This is a genomic window from Shinella sp. AETb1-6 (assembly GCF_009826875.1).
Lineage (GTDB): Bacteria > Pseudomonadota > Alphaproteobacteria > Rhizobiales > Rhizobiaceae > Shinella > Shinella sumterensis.
The window spans coordinates 22534-35871 of record NZ_WUMM01000008.1 but is presented as its reverse complement, the minus strand read 5'-3'; the positions used below and the strand labels follow the sequence as shown (position 1 = coordinate 35871).

The 13338-nt window shown below is 64.9% G+C and carries 12 protein-coding genes; 4 read left to right on the top strand and 8 right to left on the bottom strand.

The features are described from left to right. Positions 1 to 5: 5 nt before the first annotated feature. The 8 genes from tsaE to GR158_RS15395 form a co-directional block, all read right to left on the bottom strand. Positions 6 to 1502, bottom strand: coding sequence for a tRNA (adenosine(37)-N6)-threonylcarbamoyltransferase complex ATPase subunit type 1 TsaE (tsaE, locus tag GR158_RS15430; RefSeq protein WP_160871683.1), 1497 nt, complete (start codon positions 1500 to 1502; stop codon positions 6 to 8). Position 1503: 1 nt separating this feature from the next. After that, complete coding sequence (locus GR158_RS15425) at positions 1504 to 4050, bottom strand: PAS domain-containing sensor histidine kinase (RefSeq protein WP_370359679.1); 2547 nt, start codon at positions 4048 to 4050, stop codon at positions 1504 to 1506. 203 nt (positions 4051 to 4253) lie between these two features. Next, positions 4254 to 5654: an adenosylhomocysteinase gene (gene ahcY, locus GR158_RS15420; protein ID WP_160871681.1), complete on the bottom strand. Its 1401-nt coding sequence runs from the start codon at positions 5652 to 5654 to the stop codon at positions 4254 to 4256. 109 nt (positions 5655 to 5763) lie between these two features. Continuing rightward, on the bottom strand, positions 5764 to 6036 hold the full coding sequence (locus GR158_RS15415) for an HPr family phosphocarrier protein (protein ID WP_134648605.1): 273 nt from the start codon (positions 6034 to 6036) through the stop codon (positions 5764 to 5766). 15 nt (positions 6037 to 6051) lie between these two features. Beyond that, positions 6052 to 6453, bottom strand: coding sequence for a PTS sugar transporter subunit IIA (locus GR158_RS15410; protein ID WP_134648607.1), 402 nt, complete (start codon positions 6451 to 6453; stop codon positions 6052 to 6054). An 81-nt stretch (positions 6454 to 6534) separates the two neighbouring features. Next, complete coding sequence (locus GR158_RS15405; RefSeq protein WP_160871680.1) at positions 6535 to 7071, bottom strand: HPr kinase/phosphorylase; 537 nt, start codon at positions 7069 to 7071, stop codon at positions 6535 to 6537. Beyond that, the gene (locus GR158_RS15400; RefSeq protein WP_134648638.1) at positions 7068 to 8813 is read right to left on the bottom strand and encodes a sensor histidine kinase; all 1746 of its coding nucleotides are present in this window, start codon (positions 8811 to 8813) and stop codon (positions 7068 to 7070) included. The genes GR158_RS15405 and GR158_RS15400 overlap by 4 nt, the downstream gene beginning before the upstream one ends. A gap of 132 nt (positions 8814 to 8945) precedes the next feature. Beyond that, positions 8946 to 9677: a response regulator transcription factor gene (locus GR158_RS15395; RefSeq protein WP_202402299.1), complete on the bottom strand. Its 732-nt coding sequence runs from the start codon at positions 9675 to 9677 to the stop codon at positions 8946 to 8948. A gap of 314 nt (positions 9678 to 9991) precedes the next feature. Here GR158_RS15395 and GR158_RS15390 point away from each other — a divergent pair, with 314 nt between their 5' ends. The 4 genes from GR158_RS15390 (at position 9992) to GR158_RS15375 (ending at position 13334) form a co-directional block, all read left to right on the top strand. Next, on the top strand, positions 9992 to 11602 hold the full coding sequence (locus GR158_RS15390; protein ID WP_160871679.1) for a phosphoenolpyruvate carboxykinase: 1611 nt from the start codon (positions 9992 to 9994) through the stop codon (positions 11600 to 11602). 117 nt (positions 11603 to 11719) lie between these two features. Next, positions 11720 to 12154 (top strand): alternative ribosome rescue aminoacyl-tRNA hydrolase ArfB, encoded by a 435-nt coding sequence (arfB, locus tag GR158_RS15385; protein WP_134648615.1) that lies wholly within the window; start codon positions 11720 to 11722, stop codon positions 12152 to 12154. Positions 12155 to 12250: 96 nt separating this feature from the next. After that, positions 12251 to 12709, top strand: coding sequence for a peptidoglycan-binding protein LysM (gene lysM / locus GR158_RS15380; protein ID WP_160871678.1), 459 nt, complete (start codon positions 12251 to 12253; stop codon positions 12707 to 12709). 1 nt (position 12710) lies between these two features. Beyond that, positions 12711 to 13334: an alpha-ketoglutarate-dependent dioxygenase AlkB gene (locus GR158_RS15375; protein ID WP_160871677.1), complete on the top strand. Its 624-nt coding sequence runs from the start codon at positions 12711 to 12713 to the stop codon at positions 13332 to 13334. The last annotated feature ends 4 nt before the right edge of the window (positions 13335 to 13338 follow it).

Sequence of the window (13338 nt, the reverse complement as noted above, 5' to 3'; positions counted from 1 at the left end):
CGCGCTTATGATTCGGTCGCGAGGATTCCAGCCTTTTCGCACCAGTCGCGCAAGGGGGCGAGGTCGGGATGGGAAAGCGCGCGCGTGAGATTGCGGAAGGTGCGCGGCATGTGGCGCATATAGGCCGGCTTGCCGTCGCGCTGCATCAGCCGCACCCACAGGCCGATGAGCTTGCAGTTGCGCTGCGCGGCCATGACGTGCCAGTCGCGCAGGAAGCGCGCCCGGTCGAAGCCGCCCTCAGCCGCGCGCAGCGAAAGGTAGTGGTCGAGCACGCCCTGCGCGACCGCGTCGGGCATGTCGACGCGGGCATCCTGCACCAGCGAGGCGACGTCGTAGGCCGAAGGACCGATCATCGCGTCCTGGAAGTCGATGATGCCGACCCGGTCGGTGCCCGCGGCATCCGGCCGCCAGATGATGTTGGGCGAATGGAAGTCGCGCAGCAGCAGATTGTGCTCCGCCGCCCCGAGGCTTTCGATCAGCCCGTCCCAGATGGCGATATAGTCGCGGCGCTCGGCGTCGCTTGCCGGCGTGCCGCGCGTGAAGGGAAGGTACCAGTCGGTGAGCAGGCTCACCTCGATCTGCATCGCATCCCGGTCGAAATCCGGCACGCGGTGGATGATGCCGTCGGTCACCGGCAGGTCGCGCTCGAAAGCCTGTCCGTGCAGATGCGCAAGACAGGCGGCGCTTTCGCGGTAGCGCTCGGCGATCGGCGCGCCGCCGGCGTCGAGAACGCCGTCGCTGCCCAGGTCCTCGATCAGGAGAATGCCCTGCGCGATATCCATGGCATGGATTGCCGGCGCGCGCAGGCCGCGCGAAACGAGATAGCGGCCCACCGCTATGAACGGCTTCACGTCTTCGGCGATATGGGCGATCTGCTGGTAATACTTGCCCTGCGCGAGGATCGGCCCGGGCAGGTGCGCGGGCGAATCCATCAGCACGAAGCGGCGCGCGCCGGTATGGATATGTTCATAGGCGCGCGTGGAGGCGTCTCCCGTCAGGTGGCGGCGCGTGGCGTTTCCGTAGCCGGCTTCGTCAAGAAAGGCGCGGATCGCGAGCGACCGGCGGATGCGGGCGAGCGCCGGTGCCGGGCCGTCGATGAAGACGCGCCGGCCATCGCCCTCATGCACGAAAGTCAGGCTTATGCCATCGGCGGGCAGCGCGCCGTCGGCTTTTTCCGGCCATTCCACCAGGCAGATGCCGTCCGACAGCGCCTCGTCGAAGCCCAGTTCGTCGATCTCGGCGGCGTCGGCGATGCGGTAGAGGTCGAAATGCGCGACGGGAATGCGCAGGTCATAGGTCTGGACGAGCGTGAAGGTCGGGCTCGGCACTTCGAGAAAAGCGTCATCGGCGATGGCGCGGATCAGGGCGCGGGAGAAGGTGGATTTTCCGGCACCGAGATCGCCCGATAGCGCGACATAGTCGCCGCGCTTCAGCGCCAGCGCCATGTCCTCGCCGAAGCGGATGGTTGCGGCTTCATCGGCAAGGACGATGTCGAGCGCCATGCTATTCCGCCGCTGCAAACGAGGTCATCGACGCGGAAGGAATGCGCACGGTGACCTTCGTGCCACGGCCTTCCTGGCTGTCGATGGTGACGGTGCCGTGGTGCAGGCTGACGAAGCTCTCGACGATCGAGAGGCCAAGCCCCGGCCCGCCCTGGCGGCCATGGCTTTCGAAGCGGTTGAAGACGGTGGTCAGGACGTCCTGCGGAATGCCGGGGCCACGGTCGGTCACGGTCAGCACGAGGTCGGCCCCCTCGCGCCAGCAGCGCAGGCCGATGGCGCTCCCCTCCGGCGCGAAATTGGCGGCATTGCTCAGGAGCTTGATGAGGATCTGCTTGAGGCGCTGCTGGTCGGCGACGATGGTGCCGAGATTGTCGGGCGCGGTGATCTCCAGCGTCACCTGCGCCTCGTGCAGCCGGTCGGCGAACTGCATGGACACGTCGTCGAGCAGGTCCGTCAGGTTGATCTCGGTATAGTCCAGTTCCATGATGCCGGCGTCGACGGTCGCAAGGTCGAGGATATCGTTGACGATGGTCAGCAGCACCGCTGACGAGGTGGCGATATGGTCGACATATTCGGCCTGCCGCTCGTTGAGCTCGCCCATGGTCGGCGTCTTCAGGAGGTCGGCGAAACCGATGATATTGGTCAGCGGCGAGCGCAGCTCGTAGGAAACGTGCTGGACGAAATCGTTCTTCAGCGCGTCCGCCTTGCGCAGCGCCTCGTTCTTCTCCGTAAGCGCCCGGCTGACCCGCACGCTGTCGGTGATGTTGACGAAGGTCAGCATCGTCTGCGCGTTGGAGAGCGGGATGACGGCGTAGTCGAGCACGAGGCCGGTGCGCAGTTCCAGCATGCCCTGCGAGGAGGGCCGTTCGTCGTCGAAGCTGGTGATCATCTGGCCGAAGCGCTTCCAGCCGTCCGGCTTGTCGTAGGACGGCGCACAGGCCTGCTCGATGGCGCGGATATGCGTGCCCGACTTCGCCTCGGCCTCGCTGATGCCCCAGATGGCGCGGAAGGCCGGGTTGGACAGGCGGATGCGCCCGTCGGGGCTGAACACCGCGACACCCTCGGCCAGGTGGTCGATGGTCTCGTCCTGCACCAGCATCAGCGTGTTGTAGCGCGTCTCCAGGTCGACCTTCTCGGTCAGGTTCTCGAAGACCCAGGTGGCGCCGCCCTGCGGGCGGGCGGTGGCGAAGACGCGCAGCGTCTGGCCGTTCGGCAGGTGCCAGAGGTCGCTCTGGGTGTCGATGGCGCGGTAGACGGAAAGGGCTGTGTCCTTCCACTGCTTCCAGTTCAGCTGTTCGGGCAGCTTGCCGGCGGCGCGCAGCCGGTCGAGCAGTTCGCCGTTGCCGGGCTTGCTCTCCAGGAACGCCGTGTCGAACTCCCACATGCGCTGGAAGGCCTGGTTGTAGAATTGCAGGCGCTGCTCGCCGTCGAAGGTGGCGACGGGCGTGGCAAGGTGATCGAGCGTTTCGGCATGGCTTTTCAGCGTGCGCGTCAGTTCCTCGCGCACCGCCTCGACATCCGAGACGTCGATCGCGATGCCGGCCGAGCCATTGGGCGTGCGCGCATCCACCACGTCGAAGAAGCTGCGATTGCCGCGAACGACGGTCGAGACCTTGTCGCGGAACGGGGTGTCGTAGGTGCTGGTCGCCCGGATCTTTTCGCGCGCGACGGTCGGAAGAAGCTCGCGCGCCTCGCGCACCGCGGCGGCGGCGTCCTTCGCCTCGACGGCCTCCGCATAGGCCTCGTTCACCCAGGCGAGCGAGCCGTCGGGCGCGCGCTGCCAGACGGGAAGATCGATCTGGTCGATGAGGCATTGCAATGTGCTCAGCGCGGCGACGAGCCGTTCGCGTTCGAGCTTCAGCTCGGCGGCTTCCGCCCGCAGATTGTTCAGCGCCACGAAGCGCACGAAGGCCTGCCCGCCGGACACGCGGCCCTGTGCCTCCAGCACTTCGTCACGGCTCGTTTCGAGAATGAGGTCGAAGCTCTGCGCCTGCGTGCGCAGCCGCTCGACGGCACGCTCGATCTCGGCGGCGGAAGTGGGTTTTAGCCAGCGGCCGAAGGCCAGGAAATCACGGTCGGCGACCGGTGCGCCGGTTTCCGGCGCCAGCTGGCCGAGGAATTCGGGCTTGCCCGACAGGCCGTCCCACATGACGATGCGGCGGTCCTTGTCGCCGATCAGCGCCTGCAGGCGCGACACGTTGTGGCGGGCGTCGGAGAGATGGGCGCGCAGCTCGCGGTTTTCCGCTTCCATGCGGCCGCGCTGGCGGATCATCCAGATGGCGGAGAGCATGGCCGCGGACATCACGCCCAGCAGCATCGAGACGGTGACGATTTCCGTGGTGGCGAGATAGGGGCCGGCGGCATGCGCCGGTCCTGCGAATGCTGCAAGCGCCGATCCCGCCGCCAGCACGGATGCCAGGCGGCGCGCCACGGGGCGCATCAGCCGTCCGTTAACCATAAATCCATTTTGCGGCGCAACCGAATGCGCCCTGTCCCGCTCCGGCATGCCAAAAGCCTGCCCGGAACGGCCTCGTTTCAGTTCCGACATCATCCCCGGTATGTCTCCGTCCGTTTGCCGCCTGATCGACAAGACATCCCAATCCGGCGCGAAGGGTCCGCATCTGCACGCCGAATCAACGCGTTAACGATACTTGTTTACCGAATCGTCGGGAAGGGACGGGCCTAAAAAAGAGGCGGCGCGCTCGTGTCAAGCGCGCCGCCCCTAGATGTTGTGGATAATCCGGGTAAGGATCAGTACCTGTAGTGTTCGGCCTTGAACGGGCCCTGCACCGTCACGCCGATATAGCCGGCCTGTTCATCGGAAAGCTCCGTCAGCTTCGCGCCGAGCTTGGCGAGGTGCAGGCGTGCGACCTTCTCGTCGAGCTGCTTGGGCAGGACATAGACTTCGTTCTTGTAGGCGTCGGCCTTGGTGAAGAGCTCGATCTGCGCCAGCACCTGGTTGGAGAACGAGGCGGACATCACGAAGGACGGGTGGCCGGTGGCGTTGCCCAGATTGAGCAGGCGTCCCTCGGAGAGCAGGATCATGCGGTTGCCCTTGGGGAACTCGACCATGTCGACCTGCGGCTTGATGTTGGTCCACTTGAAGTTCCTGAGGGCCGCGACCTGGATCTCGTTGTCGAAGTGGCCGATATTGCCGACGATCGCCATGTCCTTCATCTCGCGCATGTGCTCGACGCGGATGACGTCCTTGTTGCCGGTCGTGGTGATGAAGATGTCGGCGGAGGACACGACATCCTCGAGCTGCACCACTTCGAAACCGTCCATGGCGGCCTGCAGGGCGCAGATCGGGTCGATTTCCGTGACCTTGACGCGCGCGCCCGCGCCGCGCAGCGAGGCGGCCGAGCCCTTGCCCACGTCGCCGTAGCCGCACACCACGGCGACCTTGCCGGCCATCATGACGTCGGTGCCGCGGCGGATGCCGTCGACCAGCGATTCCTTGCAGCCGTACTTGTTGTCGAACTTCGACTTGGTGACGCTATCGTTGACGTTGATCGCCGGGAAGGGCAGCAGGCCCTTCTGCTGCAGCTGGTAGAGACGGTTGACGCCGGTCGTGGTCTCCTCCGTCACGCCCTTGATGGCGTCGCGCTGCTTGGTGAACCAGCCCGGGGAGGCGGCAAGGCGCTTCTTGATCTGGGCGAAGAGGATTTCTTCTTCTTCCGAGCCCGGATTGGACAGCACGTTCTCGCCGGCTTCGGCGCGGGCGCCGAGCAGGATGTACATGGTGGCGTCGCCGCCGTCGTCCAGGATCATGTTGGAGAGGCCGCCATCGGTCCACTGGAAGATCTTGTCGGTATATTCCCAGTATTCCGTCAGCGTCTCGCCCTTCACGGCATAGACCGGGATACCGGCGGCGGCGATGGCCGCGGCGGCGTGGTCCTGCGTGGAGAAGATGTTGCAGGAGGCCCAGCGCACGTCCGCACCCAGCGCCACCAGCGTCTCGATGAGAACGGCGGTCTGGATGGTCATGTGCAGCGAGCCGGTGATGCGCGCGCCCTTGAGCGGCTTGGATGCGCCGAACTCTTCGCGGCAGGCCATCAGGCCCGGCATTTCCGTCTCGGCGATCTCGATTTCCTTGCGGCCGAAATCGGCAAGCGCGATGTCGGCGACGTGGTAGTCATGCGTGGTGGTCATGAAATACTCCAGCCTTCTGGCTCTGGTTGATGGCGCTTCCTATCAGGAAATGCCGGCTGGAGCAACCAAGACATAAAGAAGTCTTTATGTCCTTATGTCTGATGGAGGATTATATCTCCTCGCCGAACCTGTCGGCGATCAGCGCATCGAGCGCGTCGAGAACCTCCTGGGCCTGCGCGCCGGTGGCGGTGACGTGCACGCTGCATCCGGGGCTGGCCGCGAGCATCATCAGGCCCATGATGGAGGTGCCGCCCACGGTCATGCCGTCCTTGGAGACGGTGACCTCCGCGTCATAACCGTCGACCGTCTGGACGAATTTCGCCGAGGCGCGGGCGTGCAGGCCGCGCTTGTTGATGATGAGGAGCTCTTTCGAGACGGTCATGGAGGGCGGGAGACCTTATTTGCCGCTGAGGACGCGGCTGGCGACGTTGATGTATTTCCGGCCGGCTTCCGATGCGTCGATCAGCGCCTTCTCCATGTTGTTCTCGCCGCGGATGCCGGCAAGCTTGATCAGCATCGGCAGGTTGACGCCGGCGATCACCTCGATGCCGTCGCCGTTCATCACGGAGATGGCGAGGTTGGACGGGGTGCCGCCGAACATGTCGGTGAGGATGATGACGCCGTTGCCCTGATCGGCCTCCTGGACCGCCCGCAGGATATCCTGGCGACGCTGGTCCATGTCGTCCTCGGGGCCGATACAGACGGTCTCGATCGCCTTCTGCGGTCCGACAACGTGTTCAAGGGCGTGCCGGAATTCCTCCGCCAGCTTGCCATGGGTGACAAGCACCAGTCCGATCATCAGCAGTCGCTCCCGTTTCCCAATTCGAACGGACGGCGGAATATCGCAATGCAACAATTCCGTCCACCATTGGGGTGGCCATCATGTCAATGAAAAGTCCGAAGGCAAGCCTAAAATGGCCGTTTTTCCCTTTTCGAGCGGCTTTCGCGAACAAGTCCCGGTAATTTCCGGGTGAATTGCGGCGAGCAGCGAAAAGGCGGTGCAACCGGCGGCAAGCGGCAGCCGCGTCAGCGGCAGGGCGTGGCCGGGCAGCACCTCCACGGTTTCGCCTTCCGGCGCCAGCCGCTCGGCAAACGGCGGTGCGATCGGCCGGATGGCACGGCGCAGCACGGCCGCCTCGATGGTCCCGGCGGAGACGATGCCCGCGCCGCGCAGTTCGGCAAGGCCGGCGATGGAAACGGGTGCCCGGGCGATGAGCCGGCCGCCTTCGACGCTCACCAGGATCTGGTCGTCGCTGACGAGCGCGGAAAACAGCCCGCGTGCGCGCGCCTCCGTCATGCAATGCAGCGCGGCCATGCTCTTGCCTGCGCCGGAGGGGCCGGTGAAGAGAAGCCCCGTCGTGCCGATCACGATCGCCGTTCCATGCACGTTGGCCGGGGCGGGGACAGGGGCTGTCATTTCTGCTTGTCGGCGGGCAGCGAGAGGGTGAAGCGCGCGCCGGCGATCTCGCCCGTCGCCTTGTCGATGATGTTGTCGGCCTTCAGCGTGCCGCCATGCGCCTCGGCGATCTGCCGCGAGATGGAGAGGCCGAGGCCGGAATTCTGCCCGAAAGCCTCGCCGGCCGGCCGGTCGGTGTAGAAGCGTTCGAAGATGCGGTCGATGTTTTCCGCCTGGATGCCGGGCCCGTTGTCCTCGATCTGCACGAGGCAGCGGTCGCCGCGCCCGCGCGACAGCCGCACCACGATGCGCCCGCCCGGATCGGGCACGAAGGAGCGGGCGTTCTCGATGAGGTTGGTGACGATCTGGCCGATGCGCAGTTCGTAGCCGCTGACCTCGAACCGTGCCTTCGGATTGTCCTTGCGGTCGACGACGAAATCCAGCGTCACCGGCTTCTTGCGCGTGTTGATCTGCCGCGAGACGTCGATGAGGTCGCCCAGCAGCTTTTCCAGATCGACCGTGCGGGCATCGCTGCGCGCCAGCTCGGCGTCGAGGCGCGAGGCGTCGGAAATGTCGCTGATCAGCCGGTCGAGGCGGCGCACGTCGTGCTGGATGACATCCAGCAGCCGCTTTTTCGATTCGTCCGTGCGCGCCAGCGGCAGGGTCTCGACGGCGCTGCGCAGCGAGGTCAGCGGGTTCTTCAGCTCATGGCTCACATCGGCGGCGAAACTTTCGATCGCGTCGATGCGGTCATAGAGCGCCGTGGTCATCTGTCTGAGCGCGATGGACAGGTTGCCGATCTCGTCCTGGCGGACGGAGAAATCGGGGATCTCCTCGCGCTCCTTCGCGCCGCCGCGCCGCACGCGGATCGCCGCGGCCGAAAGGCGGCGCAGCGGGTTGGCGATGGTGCTGGAGAGCAGCAGCGACAGCGCGATGTTGACGAGACCCGCAACACCCGCCACGCGCATGATGGCGAGACGCTCGGCATGCACGATCTTGTCGATGTCGCCGGCCTGCGTGGAGAGCAGAAGCACGCCCAGCACCGCGCGGAAGCGCTGCACCGGCACCGCGACCGAGACGATGACCTCGCCCTTGTCGTTGACCCGCTCGACGGCGCCGCGCACGCCCGTCAGCGCGTTCATCACTTCAGGGTAGATCGAGCCGTCACCGCCCGGCGCTTCCTTGTAGAGCGGCAGCCTGCTGGGCTGCAGCATGCGGTTGAACCAGATGTTCAGGCGCTCGAAGACGCCGGCATTCTCCTGCTCGACGGGCGGCAGGTCGAAACGCAGCACCTGGCCCTGCGTGTAGAGATGGCGCGAATCGAGCAGCAGGTTGGCGTCGGTGTCGTATATGCGGGCGCGGGTGCGCGTCGGCGAGATGAGCCGCCGCAGCACGGGCGCCACGCGCTCGGGATTGATCGGGAACTCCAGGTCCTCGTCGTTCGGCAGCGGCGTGATGCTCTGGCCGGCCTGGAGTTCGAGCAGCTTCTCCGGGTCGATGGTGATCGAGTTGGTGTCGACCGAGGCGGAGGCGGAAATCGCACCGGCGATGATTTCGCCCTGCGTCAGCAGGCTTTCGACACGCGCATCGATCAGCCCCTCGCGGAACTGGTTGAGATAGAGGATGCCCGCCACCAGCACGACGAGCGCGACGAGATTGAAGAACAGGATGCGGCGCGTGAGGCTGGAAAAGACGGCATTGCCGAAGATGCGGCGCGCCAGCGTGAAGGGATGGGTCCAGCGGCGGCGCAAGGAACGCGGCATCTGCCGGCCTTCGGCGTCCTCACCAGCCCTTTCCTGCACCTCCTGCAACACGCGCATCCGTCCTTTCGAGCCATTCCGCAGCCGACCGCGGCATGCCATTGCTGCCGCGGTTCATGCAAGCGAAATCGCGCCTTACGCTGCCTCGCGGAAGCGGTAGCCGACGCCGTAGAGCGTCTCGATCATGTCGAAATCGGTGTCGACCATCTTGAACTTCTTGCGAAGCCGCTTGATGTGGCTGTCGATGGTGCGGTCGTCGACATAGACCTGTTCGTCATAGGCGGCGTCCATCAGCGAATCGCGGCTCTTCACCACGCCGGGGCGCTGGGCGAGCGAATGCAGGATGAGGAACTCGGTAACGGTGAGCGTCACCGGCTCGCCCTTCCAGGTGCAGGTGTGGCGCTCCTGGTCCATGACCAGCTGGCCGCGCTCCAGCGAGCGGGCGGCGATCTCGCCGGCCTTGGCGGCGTTGCCGCCGGCACCGGCCGATGCGGCGGCCTCGCGGTTGGAGGAGCGGCGCAGGATCGCCTTGACGCGCTCGACCAGCAGGCGCTGGGAGAACGGCTTGGTGATGAAGTCGTCCGCGCCCATCTTGAGGCCGAACAGTTCGTCGATCTCCTCGTCCTTGGAGGTGAGGAAGATCACCGGGATGTCGGACTTCTGGCGCAGGCGGCGCAGAAGCTCCATGCCGTCCATGCGGGGCATCTTGATGTCGAAGATTGCAAGCTGCGGCGGGCGGGCGAGAAGGCCGTCGAGCGCGGAGGCGCCGTCCGTATAGGTCTCAACCTTGTATCCTTCCGCCTCAAGCGCGATCGACACGGATGTCAGAATATTCCGGTCGTCGTCGACGAGTGCGATCGTTTGCATCCTGCTGGTCTCCATAGTCATGAGCGCCTTTCCCGACCTCGGATCGAGTTCCTGTCCTGGTAAGTGATGCGCCTCTGTGGGGATAAAGGTGGAACAAATTGTGGCAAAGATAAAGGGTGACGTTCCGCCGCGGTTTTTCGAATCATTTTTAAATCGATTATTCAAACGATTAAAAAAGTAGTACAAAGATTTAAATCGATTAATTGTTTGATATCATTGCCTAATTTCGATCAGGCGCTTGCCTTTGTGACAGTTGCATATTAGGTTCCGCCCAGATTGACCTTGCGTCTTCGTCCACGGAGGAAAGTTGGACCATGCAGGAACTTGGCGTTCGCAACCCCGCGCAGGGGCTTACCGCGATGGGTATCCATACAAACGGCACGGTGCGGTACAACTTTGCAGCCGAGGCGCTCTATGAAGAAGCGCTCGGCCGCGGCGAGGCGGTCAAGACCGCCCATGGCGCGCTTCGCGCGCTGACCGGCCAGCACACCGGCCGCTCGCCGAAGGACAAGTTCGTCGTGCGCGACGAAAACACCGAAAGCGCCATCTGGTGGGATAACAACAAGGCCGTGTCGCGCGCGCATTTCGATGCGCTTCACGCGGACATGCTCGCCCATGCCGCCGAACGCGATCTCTTCGTGCAGGACCTGATCGGCGGTGCCGATGACGATTACGCGCTGCCGACCCGTGTCGTCACCGAACTCGCCTGGCATTCGCTGTTCATCCGCAACCTGCTCATCCGCCCGCAAGAGGCGGATCTTGCGACATTCGCGCCGAAACTCACCATCATCGACCTGCCGACCTTCAAGGCCGATCCGGCCCGCCACGGTGCGCGCACCGAAACCATGATCGCCTGCGACCTGACGCGCGGCATCGTGCTGATCGCCGGCACCTATTATGCCGGCGAGATGAAGAAGTCGGTCTTCACGGTGCTCAACTGGCTGCTGCCGAGCGAAAAGGTCATGCCGATGCACTGCTCGGCCAATGTCGGCCCCGACGGCGACGCCGCCGTCTTCTTCGGCCTGTCGGGCACCGGCAAGACCACGCTTTCGGCCGATCCGAACCGCACGCTCATCGGCGATGACGAGCACGGCTGGGGCGAGAACGGCATCTTCAACTTCGAAGGCGGCTGCTACGCCAAGACCATTCGCCTGTCGGCCGAGGCGGAGCCGGAAATCCACGCGACGACGCAGCGTTTCGGCACCGTCCTGGAAAACGTCGTGCTCGACGCCAACGGCGTGCCCGACTTCAACGACGGCTCGCTGACGGAAAACACGCGCTGCGCCTATCCGCTGCACTTCATTCCGAATGCCAGCGACACCGGCCGTGCGCCGCATCCGGAGACGATCATCATGCTGACGGCCGATGCCTTCGGCGTGATGCCGCCGATCGCCCGTCTGACGCCGGACCAGGCCATGTACCACTTCCTGTCCGGCTACACTGCCAAGGTTGCCGGCACGGAGCGCGGCGTGACCGAGCCGGAAGCCACCTTCTCGACCTGCTTCGGCGCGCCCTTCATGCCGCGCCACCCCACGGTCTATGGCAACCTGCTCAAGGAACTGATCGCCGAGCACGGCGTCGATTGCTGGCTGGTCAACACCGGCTGGACTGGCGGTGCCTACGGCGAAGGCCGTCGCATGCCGATCAAGGCGACCCGTACCCTGCTCGCTGCCGCCCTCGATGGCTCGCTGAAGGATGCGCTCTTCCGCCGCGACGACAATTTCGGCTTCCAGGTGCCCGTCTCGGTGCCGGGCGTCGACACGAAGATCCTCGATCCGCGCTCGACCTGGTCGAACGGCGCCGCCTACGACAAGCAGGCCCAGAAGCTCGTCGACATGTTCGTTGCGAACTTCGAGAAGTTCGAGGATCAGGTCGACGGCAGCGTGCGCGACGCCGCTCCCGGTCTCAAGGTCGCAGCAGAATAAGCCTGTTGCAGACGGTGATTCACGTGAAACCCGGCCCGCAAGGCCGGGTTTTTCGTTGCCGCAAATGGCTTCCCGTTTCCCGGTCGCGCCGTTACAACGACGTGGAAAGGAACTCTCATGGCCAGCGAACCCCTCCATATCAGCAACACGATCACCATTGCCGGCTGGGAACTGACCGAGCAGTTCGTGCTGGCGGGCGGTCCGGGCGGACAGAATGTCAACAAGGTCTCGACGGCGGTCCAGCTGTTTTACGATCTGCGCAACTCGCCCGCGCTCAATGAGCGGGTGAAGGCCAATGCGTTGAAGCTCGCCGGCCGCCGGGTGTCCAAGGACGGCGTGCTGATGATCGAGGCCAGCCGCTTCCGTAGCCAGGAGCGCAACCGCGAGGATGCACGCGAACGGCTGAAGGAACTGATCCTCAAGGCCGCCGAACCGCCACCGCCGCCGCGTCGCAAGACGAAGCCGACGAAGGGCTCGGTCGAGCGCCGCCTCAAGGCGAAATCCGGCCGTTCCGACGTCAAGCGCATGCGCGCCCGGCCGGATGGCGAATGACGGCCGCAACTTGGCCGTTTATCGGTTTGAAGAAAACAATTCCTTCCCTTTACCGGAAGGGTCTGCTTAATTCGGCTGAAAACGGGAGGTAAACACATGGGTCTCTTCAGCTTTATCAAGAACGCGGGCAAGAAGCTGGGCATCGGCGGCGGCGACGATGCACCGGATGCCGAAGCGGTGAAGAAGGAACTGGAATCGCACGGTCTCGGCACCGACGCGGTGCAGGTCGAGGTTGTCGACGACAAGGTCGTCCTGAAGGGCAGCGTCGCGGACCAGGCCGTGTTCGAGAAAGCCATCGTCGCCGTCGGCAACACGCTGGGCGTCTCCAAGGTCGATACGGAAGGCCTTGCCGTTGCGTCCGCGCCCGCGAGCGAGCCGGTCTTCTACACGGTCAAGAAGGGCGACAACCTCTGGAAGATCGCCGAAGCCCAGTACGGCAAGGGCAAGGGCGCCAAGCACACCGTGATCTTCGACGCCAACCGGCCGATGCTGTCCCATCCGGACAAGATCTATCCCGGCCAGGTTCTGCGCATCCCGGACCTGTCGGAGACCTGATGTGACGGAGACGGGGCACGACCTCGCACCGGGGTTGCGCTATGTCCCTGATTATTTCGATCGCGCGGCGCAGGAAGCCCTCGTGGCCGCCATCCGCGCGGTCGTTGCCGATGCACCGCTTTACGTGCCGCGCATGCCGAAGACCGGCAAGGCGATGTCCGTGCGGATGACCAATTGCGGCGCGCTCGGCTGGGTGACGGACAAGGACAAAGGCTACCGCTACCAGCCCACCCACCCGGAAACGGGCCGCCCCTGGCCGGCCATCCCGCAAACGCTTCTGGCCCTGTGGGAAGCGGTTTCCGGCTTCGCAAAGCCGCCGGAAGCCTGCCTCGTCAATTTCTATGACCCGGAGGCGAAGATGGGCCTGCATCAGGACCGCGACGAGACGGATCTTGCCGCACCGGTCGTCTCCGTCTCGCTCGGCGACCAGTGCCTGTTCCGCGTCGGCGGCACGTCGCGCAGCGATCCGACGCGCTCGTTCCGGCTGTCGAGCGGCGACGTCTTCGTGTTCGGGGGCGAGAGCCGGCTCATCTTCCATGGCGTCGACCGGATCTATCCCGGCACGTCCACGCTCCTGAGAAATCCCGGGCGCATCAACCTGACGCTGCGTCGCGTCAATCCTTAGCTCG

What these genes read in the sequence shown, in the direction of transcription:
- tsaE (WP_160871683.1), bottom strand. Translation starts at nt 1,502, where the DNA reads ATGGCGCTCGACATCGTCCTTGCCGATGAAGCCGCAACCATCCGCTTC.
- GR158_RS15425 (WP_370359679.1), bottom strand. Translation starts at nt 4,050, where the DNA reads ATGTCGGAACTGAAACGAGGCCGTTCCGGGCAGGCTTTTGGCATGCCG.
- ahcY (WP_160871681.1), bottom strand. Translation starts at nt 5,654, where the DNA reads ATGACCACCACGCATGACTACCACGTCGCCGACATCGCGCTTGCCGAT.
- GR158_RS15415 (WP_134648605.1), bottom strand. Translation starts at nt 6,036, where the DNA reads ATGACCGTCTCGAAAGAGCTCCTCATCATCAACAAGCGCGGCCTGCAC.
- GR158_RS15410 (WP_134648607.1), bottom strand. Translation starts at nt 6,453, where the DNA reads ATGATCGGACTGGTGCTTGTCACCCATGGCAAGCTGGCGGAGGAATTC.
- GR158_RS15405 (WP_160871680.1), bottom strand. Translation starts at nt 7,071, where the DNA reads ATGACAGCCCCTGTCCCCGCCCCGGCCAACGTGCATGGAACGGCGATC.
- GR158_RS15400 (WP_134648638.1), bottom strand. Translation starts at nt 8,813, where the DNA reads ATGCCGCGTTCCTTGCGCCGCCGCTGGACCCATCCCTTCACGCTGGCG.
- GR158_RS15395 (WP_202402299.1), bottom strand. Translation starts at nt 9,677, where the DNA reads ATGCAAACGATCGCACTCGTCGACGACGACCGGAATATTCTGACATCC.
- GR158_RS15390 (WP_160871679.1), top strand. Translation starts at nt 9,992, where the DNA reads ATGCAGGAACTTGGCGTTCGCAACCCCGCGCAGGGGCTTACCGCGATG.
- arfB (WP_134648615.1), top strand. Translation starts at nt 11,720, where the DNA reads ATGGCCAGCGAACCCCTCCATATCAGCAACACGATCACCATTGCCGGC.
- lysM (WP_160871678.1), top strand. Translation starts at nt 12,251, where the DNA reads ATGGGTCTCTTCAGCTTTATCAAGAACGCGGGCAAGAAGCTGGGCATC.